The 14599-nt window shown below is 73.0% G+C and carries 13 protein-coding genes; 5 read left to right on the top strand and 8 right to left on the bottom strand.

Features of this window, described 5'->3' with window-relative positions; genetic code table 11:
• Positions 1 to 68: 68 nt before the first annotated feature.
• Both IE330_RS12120 and IE330_RS12115 read right to left on the bottom strand, forming a co-directional pair.
• The gene (locus tag IE330_RS12120; protein WP_190135947.1) at positions 69 to 788 is read right to left on the bottom strand and encodes a response regulator transcription factor; all 720 of its coding nucleotides are present in this window, start codon (positions 786 to 788) and stop codon (positions 69 to 71) included.
• Positions 785 to 2014, bottom strand: coding sequence for a sensor histidine kinase (locus IE330_RS12115; protein WP_190135946.1), 1230 nt, complete (start codon positions 2012 to 2014; stop codon positions 785 to 787). The genes IE330_RS12120 and IE330_RS12115 overlap by 4 nt, the downstream gene beginning before the upstream one ends.
• Before the next feature lie 288 nt (positions 2015 to 2302).
• On the opposite strand from IE330_RS12115, the gene IE330_RS12110 reads away from it, so the two are divergent.
• A complete protein-coding gene (locus IE330_RS12110) occupies positions 2303 to 4645 on the top strand; it encodes an MMPL family transporter (protein WP_190135945.1) in 2343 nt (780 codons plus the stop codon).
• Between the two features lie 203 nt (positions 4646 to 4848).
• Here the strand turns inward: IE330_RS12110 and IE330_RS12105 are convergent, their stop codons facing one another.
• From IE330_RS12105 to IE330_RS12095, 3 genes are all read right to left on the bottom strand, one after another.
• Positions 4849 to 6720 (bottom strand): glycoside hydrolase family 18 chitinase, encoded by a 1872-nt coding sequence (locus tag IE330_RS12105; RefSeq protein ID WP_190135944.1) that lies wholly within the window; start codon positions 6718 to 6720, stop codon positions 4849 to 4851.
• 272 nt (positions 6721 to 6992) lie between these two features.
• Positions 6993 to 7640: a response regulator gene (locus tag IE330_RS12100; protein WP_190135943.1), complete on the bottom strand. Its 648-nt coding sequence runs from the start codon at positions 7638 to 7640 to the stop codon at positions 6993 to 6995.
• Positions 7637 to 8857, bottom strand: coding sequence for a sensor histidine kinase (locus IE330_RS12095; protein ID WP_190135942.1), 1221 nt, complete (start codon positions 8855 to 8857; stop codon positions 7637 to 7639). The genes IE330_RS12100 and IE330_RS12095 overlap by 4 nt, the downstream gene beginning before the upstream one ends.
• A gap of 170 nt (positions 8858 to 9027) precedes the next feature.
• On the opposite strand from IE330_RS12095, the gene IE330_RS12090 reads away from it, so the two are divergent.
• Positions 9028 to 9609, top strand: a complete 582-nt coding sequence (locus IE330_RS12090; protein ID WP_190135941.1) for a hypothetical protein — start codon at positions 9028 to 9030, stop codon at positions 9607 to 9609.
• 70 nt (positions 9610 to 9679) lie between these two features.
• Here the strand turns inward: IE330_RS12090 and IE330_RS12085 are convergent, their stop codons facing one another.
• From IE330_RS12085 to IE330_RS12075, 3 genes are read right to left on the bottom strand one after another with little or no spacing between them, the layout of a single operon-like run.
• Positions 9680 to 10252, bottom strand: a complete 573-nt coding sequence (locus IE330_RS12085) for a cob(I)yrinic acid a,c-diamide adenosyltransferase (protein ID WP_190135940.1) — start codon at positions 10250 to 10252, stop codon at positions 9680 to 9682.
• Between the two features lie 53 nt (positions 10253 to 10305).
• Positions 10306 to 11055 (bottom strand): ABC transporter permease, encoded by a 750-nt coding sequence (locus tag IE330_RS12080; protein WP_190135939.1) that lies wholly within the window; start codon positions 11053 to 11055, stop codon positions 10306 to 10308.
• 43 nt (positions 11056 to 11098) lie between these two features.
• Positions 11099 to 11881: an ABC transporter ATP-binding protein gene (locus IE330_RS12075; protein WP_190135938.1), complete on the bottom strand. Its 783-nt coding sequence runs from the start codon at positions 11879 to 11881 to the stop codon at positions 11099 to 11101.
• A gap of 84 nt (positions 11882 to 11965) precedes the next feature.
• Here IE330_RS12075 and IE330_RS12070 point away from each other — a divergent pair, with 84 nt between their 5' ends.
• The 3 genes from IE330_RS12070 to IE330_RS12060 all read left to right on the top strand — a co-directional run bounded on the left by IE330_RS12070 (position 11966) and on the right by IE330_RS12060 (position 14161).
• On the top strand, positions 11966 to 12601 hold the full coding sequence (locus IE330_RS12070) for a TetR/AcrR family transcriptional regulator (RefSeq protein ID WP_190135937.1): 636 nt from the start codon (positions 11966 to 11968) through the stop codon (positions 12599 to 12601).
• Between the two features lie 172 nt (positions 12602 to 12773).
• Positions 12774 to 13622, top strand: coding sequence for a 3-hydroxyacyl-CoA dehydrogenase family protein (locus tag IE330_RS12065; protein ID WP_190135936.1), 849 nt, complete (start codon positions 12774 to 12776; stop codon positions 13620 to 13622).
• Positions 13623 to 13837: 215 nt separating this feature from the next.
• Positions 13838 to 14161: an STAS domain-containing protein gene (locus tag IE330_RS12060; RefSeq protein WP_190135935.1), complete on the top strand. Its 324-nt coding sequence runs from the start codon at positions 13838 to 13840 to the stop codon at positions 14159 to 14161.
• Positions 14162 to 14599: the final 438 nt, after the last annotated feature.

Below are 14599 nucleotides of genomic sequence, written 5' to 3'. Positions count from 1 at the left end.
CCTGGTCCCGTCCTTTCTTCTGTGGGGGCTTCGCCCCTTTCCCCCTTTCGGCGCTGCGCGCCTCGTCCTCACACGCCGGACGGGCTGGGATCTTCCGCCGGGCCCGCCGCTTCGCCTGGCCGGACCAGGCCCGTTTCGTAGGCCGCTATCACCGCTTGGGCGCGGTCGCGGGTGCCGAGTTTGGCGAAGAGCGCTGTGACGTGGTTCTTCACCGTGGAGGGGCTGATCCTCAGCGCCTCGGAGATCTCCGTGTTGTCGTAACCCCTGGCCATGAGGGTCCAGACGTCCGTCTCGCGGGCGGTCAGGTCCGGGCGCGTCCGCGGGGCGGGGCCGGCCTGCCGGGGCGGGGGCGTGGTGACGTACGCGGAGATCAGGCGGGTCAGGAGGCGGGGGGCCACCGCCGCCTCGCCCGCGTCGACGGTCCGCACCGCGGCCACCAGCTCCTCCGGCGAGACGTCCTTGGGCAGGAAGCCCGCGGCGCCCGCGCGCAGCGCGCCGACGACGTACTCGTCCATGTCGAAGGTGCTCAGGGCCAGGACCCGGCACTCGGGGAGCTCCGCGGTGAGCTGGGCGGTGGCCTCGACGCCGTCGAGGTGCGGCATGCGGATGTCCATGAGCACCACGTCGGGGCGCAGCTTCCGCGCCAGGTCGACGGCCTCGCGGCCGTCCCCGGCCTCGCCGACGACGCGTACGCCGGGGTCGGCGTGGAAGATCAGGGCGAGCCCGCGGCGGACCAAGGGCTGGTCGTCGGCGATCAGGACGGTCAGGGGGCTGTTCGGTTCGGTCAACGCAGTGCCGTTCTGTGCTCGTGGTCCGCGGGGGTCTCGTCCTCGTGGCCGGTGCCGGCGGCCGCGGGCCCGTGGTGCGCGGGCCGTGCCGTGTCGGCGGGCAACGGCAGTGTCGCGAGGACACGGAAGCCGCCCTCGGGCCGGGAGCCCGTCTCCAGGGTGCCGCCGTGCAGGGCCACGCGTTCGCGCATGCCGACGAGGCCGTGGCCGGAGCGGCCCCCGCGGACGGGGGCGGAGCCGGAGCCGTCGTTGCGGACCTCCACGGTGAGCCGCTCGCCCCCGTAGTCGAGGCGCACCGTGGCGCGGGCGCCGCCGGCGTGCTTGCGTACGTTGGTCAGGGCCTCCTGGACGATGCGGAAGACGGTGAGGCCGAGGGTGGGCGGAAGCTCCCGCGGTGCGCCGTCGACGCGCAGGTCCGTGGCCACGCCCGCCTGGCGGGACTCGGCGACGACCCGGGGGATGTCGTCGGCGTCGGGCTGGGGGGCGGCCGGGCGGCCCTCGGGGGCGTCGTCGGCGCGCAGGACGTCGAGGAGCTGGCGCATCTCGGCGAGCGCGAGGCGGCCGGAGTCCTCCAGCGACTGCAGGGCGTCCTGGGCCAGGTCCGCGTCGTGGCGCAGGACCTTCCTGGCGCCGCCCGCCATGAGCTGCATGGCGGTGATGTGGTGGGCGACGACGTCGTGCAGCTCGCGGGCGATGCGGCGGCGCTCGGCGGCGACCGCGTGGTCGGCGAGCAGCTCGCGGTGGACGACGAGCTGGCGCTGCCACTGGCGGACGGCGCAGCCCGCGGCGATCGTCATGCCGACGCCCACCACGTCCGCGCAGACCGCCTGCGCCAGCTCCTCCTGTTCGCTGATGCCGGGGAGCTGGAGCACCAGGAGGGCCCCGGCCGCCGCCGCGGCGGTGACCCGCGCGGAGCGCAGCCGCGCCACGGAGAAGACGGCGACGACCAGGCAGATGGGCAGCCGGTAGGCGACGACGGTGACGGAGGCGAGAGCCACCTGGCCGACCAGGACGGCGGCCAGGGCGCCGACCGGGAAGCGCCGGTGCCAGACCACGGGGGCCGCGCACACGAGGAACAGCGTGACGACGCCCACGCTGAACGACCCGCCGTCGGTCGGGATGCTCAGCGCGTAGCCGGTGAGGTCGAGGACCAGGGCGGCGAGGGCCACCAGGACGTCCCGGCTGTTGGGCCCCGGGCCGTCGGGCCGGGGCGGGTGGGCGAGCATGGCGGGTTCTCCTTAGGCGCCGGACGGACCGGACGGCTGCCTCGGCGCCGGTCGGACCGGTCCAGCTTCGTCCGGCCGGTCGGTCCTGTCCATTCCAGCCGGTGCACCGCGCGGGAACGTCCTCCTCCGGTCGGACTTCGCGTCTGGGAGCAGGGTCCTGGCCGGCGGCGGAGCCACGGCCCTGCTCCCGGGCCGGTTTCGTCGCCGAGGCCGAGGAGAGGGCGGGGTCGGCGGTGATCTGCTGGAAGGGCCCGGTGGGACCGGGCACGACCCACCGCAGGAGGAACCGTGATCAGATCACTCACCGCAGGCGCCGCCCGGCACGCCTGGAAAGTCATCCTGCTGTGGGTGATGCTCGGCGTGGCGCTCACCCTCGTCGGCCAGGCCAAGATCTTCGGCGTCACCGAGCCCGCCGTCGGCAACTTCCTGCCGAAGAGCTACGACTCCGCTGCCGCCCTGCAGGTCGCCGAGGACAAGTTCGGCGAGAAGCCCGACGACAACGCCGTCACCGTCCTCGTGGCCCGGAAGGACGGGCACGACCTCACCGCGGGCGACCGCAAGCGCGTCGACCGGGTCGCGGCGGTGCTCGGCAAGCGCCCGCTGAAGGCCGAGAACACCGAGGACACGCCGTCGTTCCTGTGGAAGGACCACTCCCAGACGCCGAAGGTGGCGCCCCTGACGGACGCGCCCGACGGCTCCTTCCGGCTGCTGTCCGTCTCGCTCACCGGCAACATCAACGACCCGGAGCTCCAGGAGCTGTACCGCGACTTCCGCGACGACGCCCGCAAGGAGTTCGCCGGGGCCGGGCTGCGCACCGGCTTCACCGGCGGCATCGCGGACATGGCCGACACCGCGGACGACCAGGAGTCCACCGAGATGCTCGTCGGCATCCTCACCATGGGGCTCATCGTGCTGCTGAACGTCCTGGCGTTCCGCAGCGTGCTCGCGGCGCTGCTGCCGCTGATCGCGGTGGTGCTCGTCGGGGGCGCCGCGACCGGCGCGGTGGTCGGCGCGGCCCTGCTGTTCGACTTCAAGATCGACCCGTCGACGCCGTCCCTGATCACCGTGGTGCTGCTCGGCATCGGCATCGACTACTTCCTGTTCCTGCTGTTCCGGTTCCGCGAGATGCTGCGGGCCGACCCCGCCGGGCACCGGCGGGACGTCGCGGGGGCCTGCGCGGGGCGCGTCGGCGCCGCCGTCGCCTCGGCCGCGCTCACCATCGTGGCCGCCTTCGCCACCCTGGGGATCGCCAGCTTCGGACAGTTCAAGGTGCTCGGCCCGGCCATCGCCGTGTGCGTCCTGGTGATGCTGGCCGCCAGCCTCACGCTGATGCCCGCGCTGCTCGCGGTGACCGGGCGCGCCATGTTCTGGCCGTCCAAGGCGCTGCGCAAGGAGCCCCGGGCCGGGCTGAGCGCGCGGCTCGGGGAGCGGGTGGCCCGCCGCCCGCTGCTCTTCGTGGTGGCGAGCGTCGGACTGCTGGTGGCGCTCAGCGCGGGCGCCTTCGGGATGCGGATGGACTACGGCACGGACGCCGGGACGGACGACACCCCGGCCGTGGCGACCGCGAAGGAGATCTCCCGCTCGCTGCCCGCCGGGGTCTCGCACCCGCACACCGTGTACGTGGCGGCCGAGGGCTCCGACGCCCGCGGCGTCCGGCTCGACGCGCCGAAGCTCACCGGCCTCACCGAGAAGCTGAAGGCCGTCGAGGGCGTCGGCAGGGTGGCCGAGCCGGTCCTCAACCGCGACCGGACGGCCGCGAAGGTCGACTTCTACCTCAGCGTCGACGTGCAGTCGCAGCGCGCCCGGGACCTGATCTCCGGCGAGGTGCGGTCCGTGGTGGCGGGGCAGGCGCCGCGCGGCACCGAGGCCCACGTGTCCGGCGAGGCGGCCATCTTCGCCGACGTGTCGGAGGCGGTGCGCAAGGACCTGCGGGTGGTGTTCCCGGTGGCGGCGGCGCTGATCGCCCTGATCCTGGTGCTCCTGCTGCGCAGCCTGCTCGCGCCCCTGGTCCTGATGCTGGCCATCGGGCTCGGCTTCACGGCGACGCTCGGCTCCGGCGTCCTGGTGTTCCAGCACCTCCTGGACCGGCCGGGGGTCTCCTTCACGCTGCCCCTGGTGCTGTTCCTGTTCGTCGTCGCCCTCGGCACCGACTACAACATCCTGATCAGCGACCGCATCCGGGAGGAGATGGGCCGCCCCGGCAGCACCCGGCAGGCGGTGGCCGCCGCGGTGCGGCACACGGCCCCGGCCATCGTCACCGCGGGCGCCGTCCTCGCGGGCTCCTTCGCGAGCCTCGCCGTCAACCCGTCCCCGGCCACCCAGGAGATCGGCCTCGTCACCGCGCTCGGCATCGGGCTGTCCTCGCTGGTCCTGTCCATCGTGCTGGTGCCCGCCGTGATGGCGCTGCTCGGCCGCGCGACCTGGTGGCCCGCGCGCTCCGGCCGCCGCCGGGCCGCCGCGCACGGCGCCGGCCCTGCCGCGCCCGTGCCCGCGCAGCAGCCGCCGTACGGGACGTACGCGGGGCAGGACGGCCGGTCGTACGGGACGTACGCGGGGCAGGACGGCCGGTCGTACGGGACCTACGCGGAGCAGGAGGGCCAGTCGTCCGCGCGCGGGCGGTCCCCGCGCTGACCGCGGACCTGCCGCCCGGCGCGCGGCGGGAAGAAGCCGGGGAGACGGGGGGCGTTCCCGTCTCCCCGGCTTCGTCGGGGTCCCGGCCGTGTCAGGGGGCGGGAGCACGGCCGGGGGTGCCCGCGGCGGCCACCGGGGTGCCGGGTGCGGCCGCCGCGGCTCCGGCGGTGGTCACCGCGGTGCGCGCGGTGACCACCGGGGCCCTACTTCAGGCCCTCGTGGATGGCGGTGACCAGCTCGCCGTTGGCGGTGTCGCCGCTGAACTCCCAGAAGAAGGCGCCGCCGAGCCCCTGCTCCTTGGCCCAGGCCATCTTGGCCCGGACGGTCGCGGGGGTGTCGTACGACCACCAGTTGGTGCCGCAGTGCGCGTAGGCCGTGCCCGCCACGGTGCCGTTGGACGGGCAGGAGTTCTTCAGGACCTTGTAGTCCTCGATGCCCTGCTCGTAGGCGCCCTGCGCGGGGCCGGTGGCGGTGCCGCCGGGCTCCTTCTGCGTGACGCCGGTCCAGCCGCGGCCGTAGAAGCCGATGCCGAGCAGCAGCTTCTTGGCCGGTACGCCCTTGGCCTTGAGCTTGTCGATCGCGGCGGCCGAGGTGAAGCCCTGCTTCGGGATGCCCGGGTAGTCGGTGAGCGGGGAGTGCGGGGCGGTCGGGCCCTTGGCGTCCCAGGCGCCGAAGAAGTCGTACGTCATCACGTTGTACCAGTCGGTGTACTGCGCGGCGCCGCCGTAGTCGGCGGAGTCGATCTTGCCGCCGGGGGAGGCGTCGGCGGTGATGGCGGCGGTGACGAGGTTGTTGGCGCCGAACTTGCTCCGGAACGCCTGCATCATCGTCTTCATCACGGCCGGGCCCGAGGTGTCACAGGTCAGGCCGCACGCGTTCGGGTACTCCCAGTCCAGGTCGATGCCGTCGAAGACGTCGGCCCAGCGCGGGTCCTCGACCAGCTTGTAGCAGGAGTCGGCGAACGCCTGCGGGTTCTTCATGGCGTCGGTGAAGCCGCCGGACCAGGTCCAGCCGCCGAACGACCACAGCACCTTGATGTGCGGGTACTTGGCCTTCAGCTTGCGGAGCTGGTTGAAGTTGCCGCGCAGCGGCTGGTCCCAGGTGTCGGCCACGCCGTCCACGGACTGGTCGGCGGTGTAGGCCTTCTCGTAGTCGGCGTAGGAGTCGCCGATGGTGCAGCGGCCGTTCTGGACGTTGCCGAAGGCGTAGTTGATGTGCGTGATCTTCTCGGCGGAGCCGGAGGTCACGATGTTCTTCACGTGGTAGTTGCGCTGGTAGACGCCCCAGTTGGTGAAGTAGCCGAGCTTCACCTTGTCACCGGGGTCGGGGTCCGGGCCGCCGCCCTTGGTGCGCACCTTCACCGAGGCGCTGGCGGGACCGGTCTGGTCGGCGGTGTCGCGGGCCTGGACGGCGTAGGAGTAGTCGGTGCCCTTGGTGAGCCCGGAGTCGGCGTACGAGGTGCCGGTCACGGTGGCGACCTTGGCGCCGTCGCGCAGCACGTCGTAATTCTTGACGCCCTTGTCGTCGGTGGCGGCCTTCCAGTCCAGCTTCACCGAGGTCTCGGTGACGTCGGAGGCGGTCGGGGCACCGGGCGCGGAGGGCGGCTTGTCGCCGGGCTGGCCGCCGCCGTCGCAGCTCTCGCCGTTGAGCGTGCAGTTGTCCGGGTTGCCGGTGCCGGAGCCGTTGAACCCGAAGGTGACGGACGCGCCGGGGGCGAGCGTGCCGTTCCAGCCGAGGTTCTTGGCGGTCCAGCGGTTGCCGGAGTTGGTGACGGTGGCGTCCCAGGCGGAGGTGACCCGGGTCCCGGAGGGGAAGTCCCACTCGACGGTCCAGGAGCTGAGGGCGGCGGTGCCGGTGTTCTTGACGGTCCACTTGCCCTCGAAGCCGCTGCCCCAGTCCTGGGTCTTGGCGTACGTGGCGGTGGCCTCCGCGGCGGCCTCGGCGGCGGCCTTCGGCGGGGCGTCCGGGGCGGCCTCGGCGCTTCCCGAGAGCGCGACGAGGGTGGCGAAGGGCAGCAGCAGGGTGGTGAGCCCCGCCACCAGCCGGTGTCTTGACCTGTGACTACTGACGCGCAAGGTGTGCTCCTCGGTCGAGTTCCGGGGGTGGGGGTGGAACCCTGCGACGCCCGTGAGCACCGTGTGGATGTCGTGTACATCTCCTGTGCTCACCGCAGTGCGGCGAGAATAGAAAGGTCTGGACCAACGGTCAAGGGTGCGGGTCCGCGGCCGGGAGGGGCCGCGGGGACGGAACCCGCGGCCAGAGTCCCGGCCACGCGCCGGACGGTCTTGGCCACGCACTGGAGGGTTCAGGTCACGCGCCGGCCGCGACCGCCCGGCGCGAGGAGCCGTCAGGCGCCCAACTCCTGGGCGAGCACCGCCGCCTGCACCCGGCTGCGCAGCTCCAGCTTGGCCAGCAGCCGGCTCACGTGGGTCTTCACCGTGGCCTCCGCCATGTCCAGACGCCGGGCGATCTCCGCGTTGGACAGGCCCTCACCGAGGCAGGACAGCACCTCGCGCTCGCGCCGCGTCAGCCGGTCGAGGATCGCCGGGTCCGGCGCGTTCGGTCCGCGCACCGGGCGGGGCGTGGCGAACTCGGCGATGAGGCGGCGGGTCACGGCGGGCGCGATCAGGCCCTCGCCGCGCGCCACCGTGCGGACCGCGTCGAGCAGCGCCTTCGCCTCCGTGTTCTTGAGCAGGAACCCCGACGCCCCGGCGCGCAGCGCCCCGAAGACGTACTCGTCCAGGTCGAACGTCGTCAGGACGAGCACGTCCGCCAGCTCCTCGGCGACGACCTGGCGGGTGGCGGAGACGCCGTCGAGGCGCGGCATCTGTATGTCCATCAGGACGAGGTCCGGCCGCAGCTCGCGGGCGAGCGCCACGGCCTGTTCGCCGTCCGCGGCCTCGCCGACGACCTCGATGTCGGGCGCGCTGCGCAGGATCAGCACCAGGCCCGCCCGGACGGCGGACTGGTCCTCGGCGACGAGCACGCGGATCATTCGGTCACCTCTCTGTCTGCGGGGTCGACGGGCAGCCGGGCGGCCACCTGCCACACCTTGGCCCCACGGTCCTGGAGCGCGTCCGGGCCGGGCGCGGTGAGCGCCTCGGGGCCCGCCGTGAACGTGCCGCCCAGCAGCGCGGCCCGCTCCCGCATGCCGACGAGCCCGGCGCCGGAGCCGGGCGCGCGGGGGCCGGGGGTGTCGCCAAACGGGCTGGTCACGCGGACGCACAGGGCGTCCGGGGCGCGGGTAAGGGCCACGGTGACCCGGCCGGGAGCGGCGTGCTTGAGCGCGTTCGTGAGGGACTCCTGCACGATGCGGTAGGCGGCCAGCTCGACCGGCGCGGGCAGGGGGGAGTCGTCCGGGGCGCGGGCGTCGTCGAGGGTGACGTCGAGGCCGTTGGCGCGCGCGTGGTCGACCAGCGCGCCGAGGCCGTCCAGGGTGGGCGCGGCCGCCGGCTCGGTGTCGCCGCTGGAGTCCCGCAGGATGCCGATGAGACGGCGCATCTCGGCCAGGCCCGCCACGCTGTTCTGGCGGATGACGGCGAGCGCGTCGCGGGTGGTGCGCTCGTCGTCGAGGGAGAGCGCGGCCGTGGAGTGGATGGCGATCGCCGACAGGTGGTTGGCGACCATGTCGTGCAGCTCGCGGGCCATCCGGGCGCGCTCGGCGGTGACGGCCTGGACCCGGTCCATCTCGGCGAGCAGCGCGGTCTGCTCGGCGCGCAGCCGGGCCATCTCGGCGGCCTCCCGGTGATTGCGCACCAGCACCCCGGTCGTCGCGGGCGCGAACGAGACCAGGGCGGTGACCGCGCCGATGAGCAGCGCCTCGGCCTCCCGGAACCAGGCCAGGAAGCCGATCGTCATGGCCACCGTGATCAGGCCGGTGGTGACGGGGATGCGCCGGGCCGCGGCCGGGGTGCCGTACAGCACGGCGGCGTAGACGAGGTCGGTGAACATCACGACCGTCGCCAGGTTCCCGGGCGTGAACTGGTCGGCGACGAGTGCGAGGGTGCCCGCGGCCAGGGCGAACTGGGGCGCGGTCCGGCGCAGCAGCTCCAGGGCCGCCATGACCACGAGGGGCAGCAGCATCCAGGCGTTGCCGAACGGCCGGTCCGTCTGCATGTGCAGCCCGAGCGCCCAGAAGAGCACGCCGCTGGCCAGGCTGGCGACGGCGATGCGGACGTCGACGACGTCGGGGCGGGCGAGCGGCAGCGGCATGCCTCCATCCAACACGGCGGGCGCGGCCGCGGCCTCCCTACGCCGGGTGAAGCGCGAGTACATCGAAGGATGCAGCCCCGCTTCGTCACTGGCGACGACGATCCCGGGCCGCCGGGGGGCGAGCCTGGAGGAGTGAGCCGAAGGACCAGCGGGCCCGGGAGGAACGAGCCGTGATCGTCACACTGATCATCATCTGCGAGGTGGGTTTCTGGGTGATCCTGGCCGCCGGCCTCGCGCTGCGGTACGGGGCGAAGATGCCCCGGACGAGTGTCGCCGTGCTGCTGTGCGAGCCGCTGCTCGAAGTCGTCCTGCTCGTCGTCACCGCGATCGACCTGAAGAACGGCGCCGAGCCGGACTGGAAGCACGGCCTGGCCGCCGTCTACATCGGCTACTCGGTCGCGCTCGGCCACTACACGGTCAGGTGGGTCGACGTCCGGGTCGCGCACCGCTTCGCGGGCGGGCCGAAGCCGCGCACACCGAAGTACGGCCGGGCGCGGACCGTGCACGAGTGGAAGCTCGCCGCCCGCTGGGTGCTCGCCGCGGCGATCGCCATGGCCCTGCTCCAGGGCGCGATCTGGTACGTCGGCACGGACGGGGAGACCGGCTCGCTGCGGGCCTGGCAGCAGCGGATGCTCTGGGTGATCGGCATCAACGTGATCATCGCGGGGAGCTACACGCTGTTCCCCAAGCGGGTCCCCGCGCCGGACCCCGAGGAGCCCTCCGACGACCGGCGCCCGCTCACCAGGGTGTGAACCCCGAGGCGGCTCCCGGAGGCTCCCGGCGGCTGTCCGGAACGGGCCTGTCCGGTGCCCCGGGCGGGCCCTAGCGCTCGCCCCCGGGCACCCACAGCACGTCCCCGTTCTCCTTGTTCGCGGTCCGCGCCAGGATGAACAGCAGGTCGGAGAGGCGGTTGAGGTACGTGGCGGTGAGCGGGTTCATGGTCTCGCCGTGCGCCTCCAGCGCGGCCCAGGTGGAGCGCTCGGCCCGCCGCACCACGGTGCACGCCTGGTGCAGCAGCGCCGCCCCCGGCGTACCGCCCGGCAGGATGAAGCTGCGCAGCTTCTCCAGGCGCTCGTTGAACCGGTCGCAGTCCGCCTCCAGCCTGTCGACGTAGAACTGCTCGACCCGCAGCGGCGGGTACTCGGGGTTCTCGACCACGGGCGTGGACAGGTCCGCGCCCACGTCGAAGAGGTCGTTCTGGACCCGGGTGAGGACCGCCGCGACCTCGGCGTCGAGGCCGCCGAGCGCGAGGGCCGTGCCGATGACGGCGTTGGCCTCGTTCGCGTCGGCGTACGCGGCGATCCGCAGGTCGGTCTTGGCGGTCCTGCTCATGTCGCCGAGGGCGGTGGTGCCCTGGTCGCCGGTACGGGTGTAGATGCGCGTCAGGTTGACCATGCCGTCAGCCTAGTGAGGTCCCGGCGCGCGTCCCGTACCGCCCGCGGGGGCGCTCAGGCCCCGGCGCCGCGCACGACGCGGGTGCCGACCGCCACGGCCGCGAGCGCGAAGCCGACCGCGACCAGGGCGCCGTACAGCATGTGCGCGGTGGCGTACTCGCCGACGTACGCGTCGCGGACCGCGTCCACCAGGTACCGGAACGGCGTGAAGTGCGAGAGCACGTCGAGCCAGCCGGGCCCCAGCGACATCGGCAGCATCAGGCCGGACAGCAGCATCGCGGGCATGGCGAGTCCGTTCACGGTCGGGCCGAACTCCTGCGGGGTGCGCACCTTCAAGGCGAGGGCGTACGACAGGGCGGCGAGGGCCACGGTCAGCAGGGCCACGAAGGCGAAGCCGATGAGGATCCCGGCGAGCGGCGCCCGCAACCCCATCACCAGGGCGGCGAGCACCAGCAGCACCGCCTGGAAGACGAAGAGCGCGGCGTCCCTGAGCAGCCGGCCGAGCAGCAGCGCGAGCCTGCTGGCCGGGGTGACGCGCATCCGCTCGACCACGCCCCAGTTGTTCTCCAGGATCAGCGCGAAGCCGCTGAACGAGGCACCGAACAGGCTGAGCTGCAGCAGCAGCCCCGGCACCAGGACCTGCCAGGAGTCGCCGTCGGCCGCGAGCGGCAGGTCGGTGAGGAGCGGGCCGAAGAACAGCAGGTACAGCAGCGGCATCAGGACGCCGAAGAGCATCTGGAACCGGGAGCGCAGGGTCTGGCGGGCGTAGCGCCCGAAGAGCAGCGCGGTGTCGTGCAGGAGCATGGCGAAAGTCCGGAGGTCGAAGGGACGGGCGGGGGAGCGGGCCTCAGACGGCGACGGGCGTGGTGTCGGCGGGGGCGGGGCCGCGCCCGGTGATGGCGAGGAACGCGTCCTGGAGCGTGGCGTCGGGCGCACCGGCGTACCGCTCCTTGAGCGCGGCGGGCGTGCCCTCGGCGACGACCACGCCCTCGTCCACGACGACGATCCGGTCGGCCAGGGCGTCGGCCTCGTCCAGGTAGTGCGTGGTGAGGAAGACCGTGGTGCCGTACGTGTCCCGCAGGCGGCGCACCAGGTCCCACAGGTCGGCGCGGCTGCCCGGGTCGAGGCCGGTGGTCGGCTCGTCGAGGAACAGCACGGCCGGGCGGTGGGTGAGCCCGAGCGCGAGGTCGAGCCTGCGCCGCTGGCCGCCGGAGAGCGCGGCGGTCCTGCGGTGCAGCAGCCCGGTCAGGCCGAGGACGTCCGCCAGCTCCTCGGCGCGGGCGGCGGCCTCGGCCTGCGGCAGGTGGTAGAGCCGCCCCTGGAGGACGAGTTCGTCGCGCACCGTCTCCTGCGGGTCGACGCCGCCCGCCTGGGCGACGTACCCGATCCTCGTGCGGACGCCCGCGGGGTCGCGCAGCAGGTCGTGGCCCGCGACGGTGGCGGCGCCCCCGGTGGGCGGCAGAAGCGTGGTGAGCATCCGCAGGGTGGTGGTCTTGCCCGCGCCGTTCGGCCCGAGGAAGCCGAGGATCTCCCCGGGCTCGACGGTCAGGTCGATGCCGCGCACGGCGTGCACCGGGCCGCTCTTGGTGGTGAAGGTCCGGCTGAGCCCGGCCGTACTGATGATTGCCATAGAGACCACAAAAACAGATCCACTGAAACTTTGCAATGCCTCCAAGTTTTAAGTGGCCATAGGAAGGGGGCCTAGGATGGGCGCATGGCTGAGGGACTGAGGGAGCGCAAGAAGCGGCAGACCAGGCAGCGGATCTCGGACATCGCGACCGGGCTCTTCCTGGAGCGCGGCTTCGCCGCCGTGACGGTCGCCGACGTCGCGGAAGCGGCCGACGTCTCGGTCAACACCGTCTACAACTACTTCCCGGCCAAGGAGGACCTGTTCCTCGACCGCGGCGAGGACATGGTCGACCGGCTCTCGCGGTGGGTGCGCGGCCGGCGCGCCGGCGAGTCCGCCGCCGACGCCGTGCTGCGCGAGCTGCGGGTGCTCGTCGAAGGGGTCTCGCCCACCGTCGGACTCTTCGCGGGCTACGCCGACTTCATGCGGGTCATCGCCGACTCGCCCGCGCTGCGCTCCCGGCTCTGGGCCCTGCAGCAGGAGAGCCTGCGCGGCCTGGCGGCCACCCTGCGCGAGGAGGCGGGCCCCGAGGGCCATCTGCCCGACCTCGTCGCGGGCCAGCTCGCCTGGCTGCACGCCACCGTCATGGGCTGGATCGGCGCCGAGATGATCGAGCGCCGCGACCCCGCCGAGGTCTCCCGCGAGGCGCTCGTCCTCATCGACGAGACGGAGGAGCTGCTGAGCGAACGGGTCCTCAACTACGCCGTCCGCGAGCCCTCCTGACCCCCTGAGGCCCCCCTCGCCCCGCGCCCCGGTGTGATGTCCGTCAAAGGGGACGTGGCGTGCGTCTCTTCGCTGTCACACGGCGGCCCCCGGCCGCTAGTGTCCGAGTTCCGAGCGATACAGCAACAGCGTGTAAGCGCTCCGTCATACGCCAGGCAAGGGGAGTCGTAACGTGGCACGAAAGCTCGCCGTCATCGGAGCCGGACTCATGGGGTCCGGCATCGCCCAGGTCTCCGCCCAGGCGGGCTGGGACGTGGTCCTGCGCGACGTCACCGACGAGGCGCTGACCCGGGGCACCGACGGCATCAAGGCCTCGTACGAGAAGTTCGTGAGCAAGGGCAAGCTCGACGCCGCGGACGCGGAGGCGGCCCTTCGCCGCATCACGACCACCACCGACCTGGACGCCGCCGCCGACGCGGACGTCGTCGTCGAGGCCGTCTTCGAGAAGCTGGAGGTCAAGCACGAGATCTTCCGCACCCTCGACAAGCTGGTGCGGGACGAGACCGTGCTCGCCTCCAACACCTCCGCCATCCCCATCACCAAGATCGCGGCCGTCACGGAGCGCCCCGAGCGCGTCGTCGGCGCCCACTTCTTCTCGCCGGTGCCCATGATGCAGCTCTGCGAGCTGGTCCGGGGCCACAAGACCAGCGACGAAACCCTCGCCACCACCCGGGAGTTCGCCGAGTCCGTCGGCAAGACCTGCATCGTCGTCAACCGCGACGTCGCGGGCTTCGTGACCACCCGCCTCATCGCCGCCCTCGTCGTCGAGGCCGCCAAGCTCCACGAGTCGGGCGTCGCCACCGCCGAGGACATCGACACCGCCTGCAAGCTCGGCTTCGGCCACGCCATGGGCCCGCTCGCCACCGCGGACCTCACCGGCGTCGACATCCTGCTGCACGCCACCGACAACATCTACACGGAGTCGCAGGACGAGAAGTTCGCCGCCCCGGAGCTGATGCGCCGGATGGTGGACGCCGGCGACATCGGCCGCAAGAGCGGCCAGGGCTTCTACCGGTACTGAGGCAGACGGGTGCGGTGCGCGTACGCGTGCTGAGCGCGCACGGGGGACGGACACGGACGCGGAATCACTCCGAGGATCACCCCTCGGAGTGATTTCGGTATCGGTTCGCTTACAGACGGCAACTTCCTCACCCACGTGACAGTCAGTTGCTGTGACATACACAGACGCCTGGCGGCACGGGCGTCACACACGACACCGCACTCTTGGGAGCGCATATGCACATCAGGGGCGACCAGGCCCGGCTGGTCGTCGGGGGACGCCTCGACGTACGCAGCGCGGCGGACGCCCGTACGGTCCTGCACTCGGCCGTCGACGACGGCGCCGGCGACCTGGTGCTCGACCTCTCCGAACTCGACTCGTGGGACGCCACGGGACTCGGCGTCATCATGGGCGCGCACCGGCGCGCCGGGCGGTGCGGACGCAGGCTCGTCCTGCGCGGTGTGCCGCCGCAGATGCAGCGCCTCCTCGTGGCCACCCGGCTGCACCGCATCCTCGCCATCGAGGGCGGCATCGGAGTCGAATCCCTCCCTCGCGTGTGACGCCCGGTTTCCGCGCGCCGGCCGGCGGCACGCGGGCCAAGGGGCGCAAGCGGTGCGGGACGTGATCTTCACCCGCAATCCTCACGAGACTGTGACGTCTCGGGCGGGGCGGTACCCCGCCCTCCGCGGAGATACTGAAGACGGTTTAGGGTTCGGTCGCCCGACGAATATCGACGAACCCGCACGGGGGCACCGGATCGGAAGCGACAGCGCGGTGTGCCCAAGGCCGGAGGGGGCTTCGCACACGACGCATCTGGGGGGCTTGGACCATGGACCCGACGACCCGGGGACCGGAGGAGTACGGCCGTGACGGCCACGGCGCCGCCCGGCCCGACGCCCACGACACCCACGACGGCACCGGGCGCGGAAGCCGCCCGCCGCGGCAGGACCCCCCGCCGGGCCCCGCGGGCGGGCACAGCACGCCCCGCCTCGGCATCG

This window comes from Streptomyces longispororuber (genome assembly GCF_014656095.1).
Classification (GTDB): domain Bacteria; phylum Actinomycetota; class Actinomycetes; order Streptomycetales; family Streptomycetaceae; genus Streptomyces; species Streptomyces longispororuber.
This window is presented reverse-complemented; position numbering and strand designations above follow the sequence as displayed.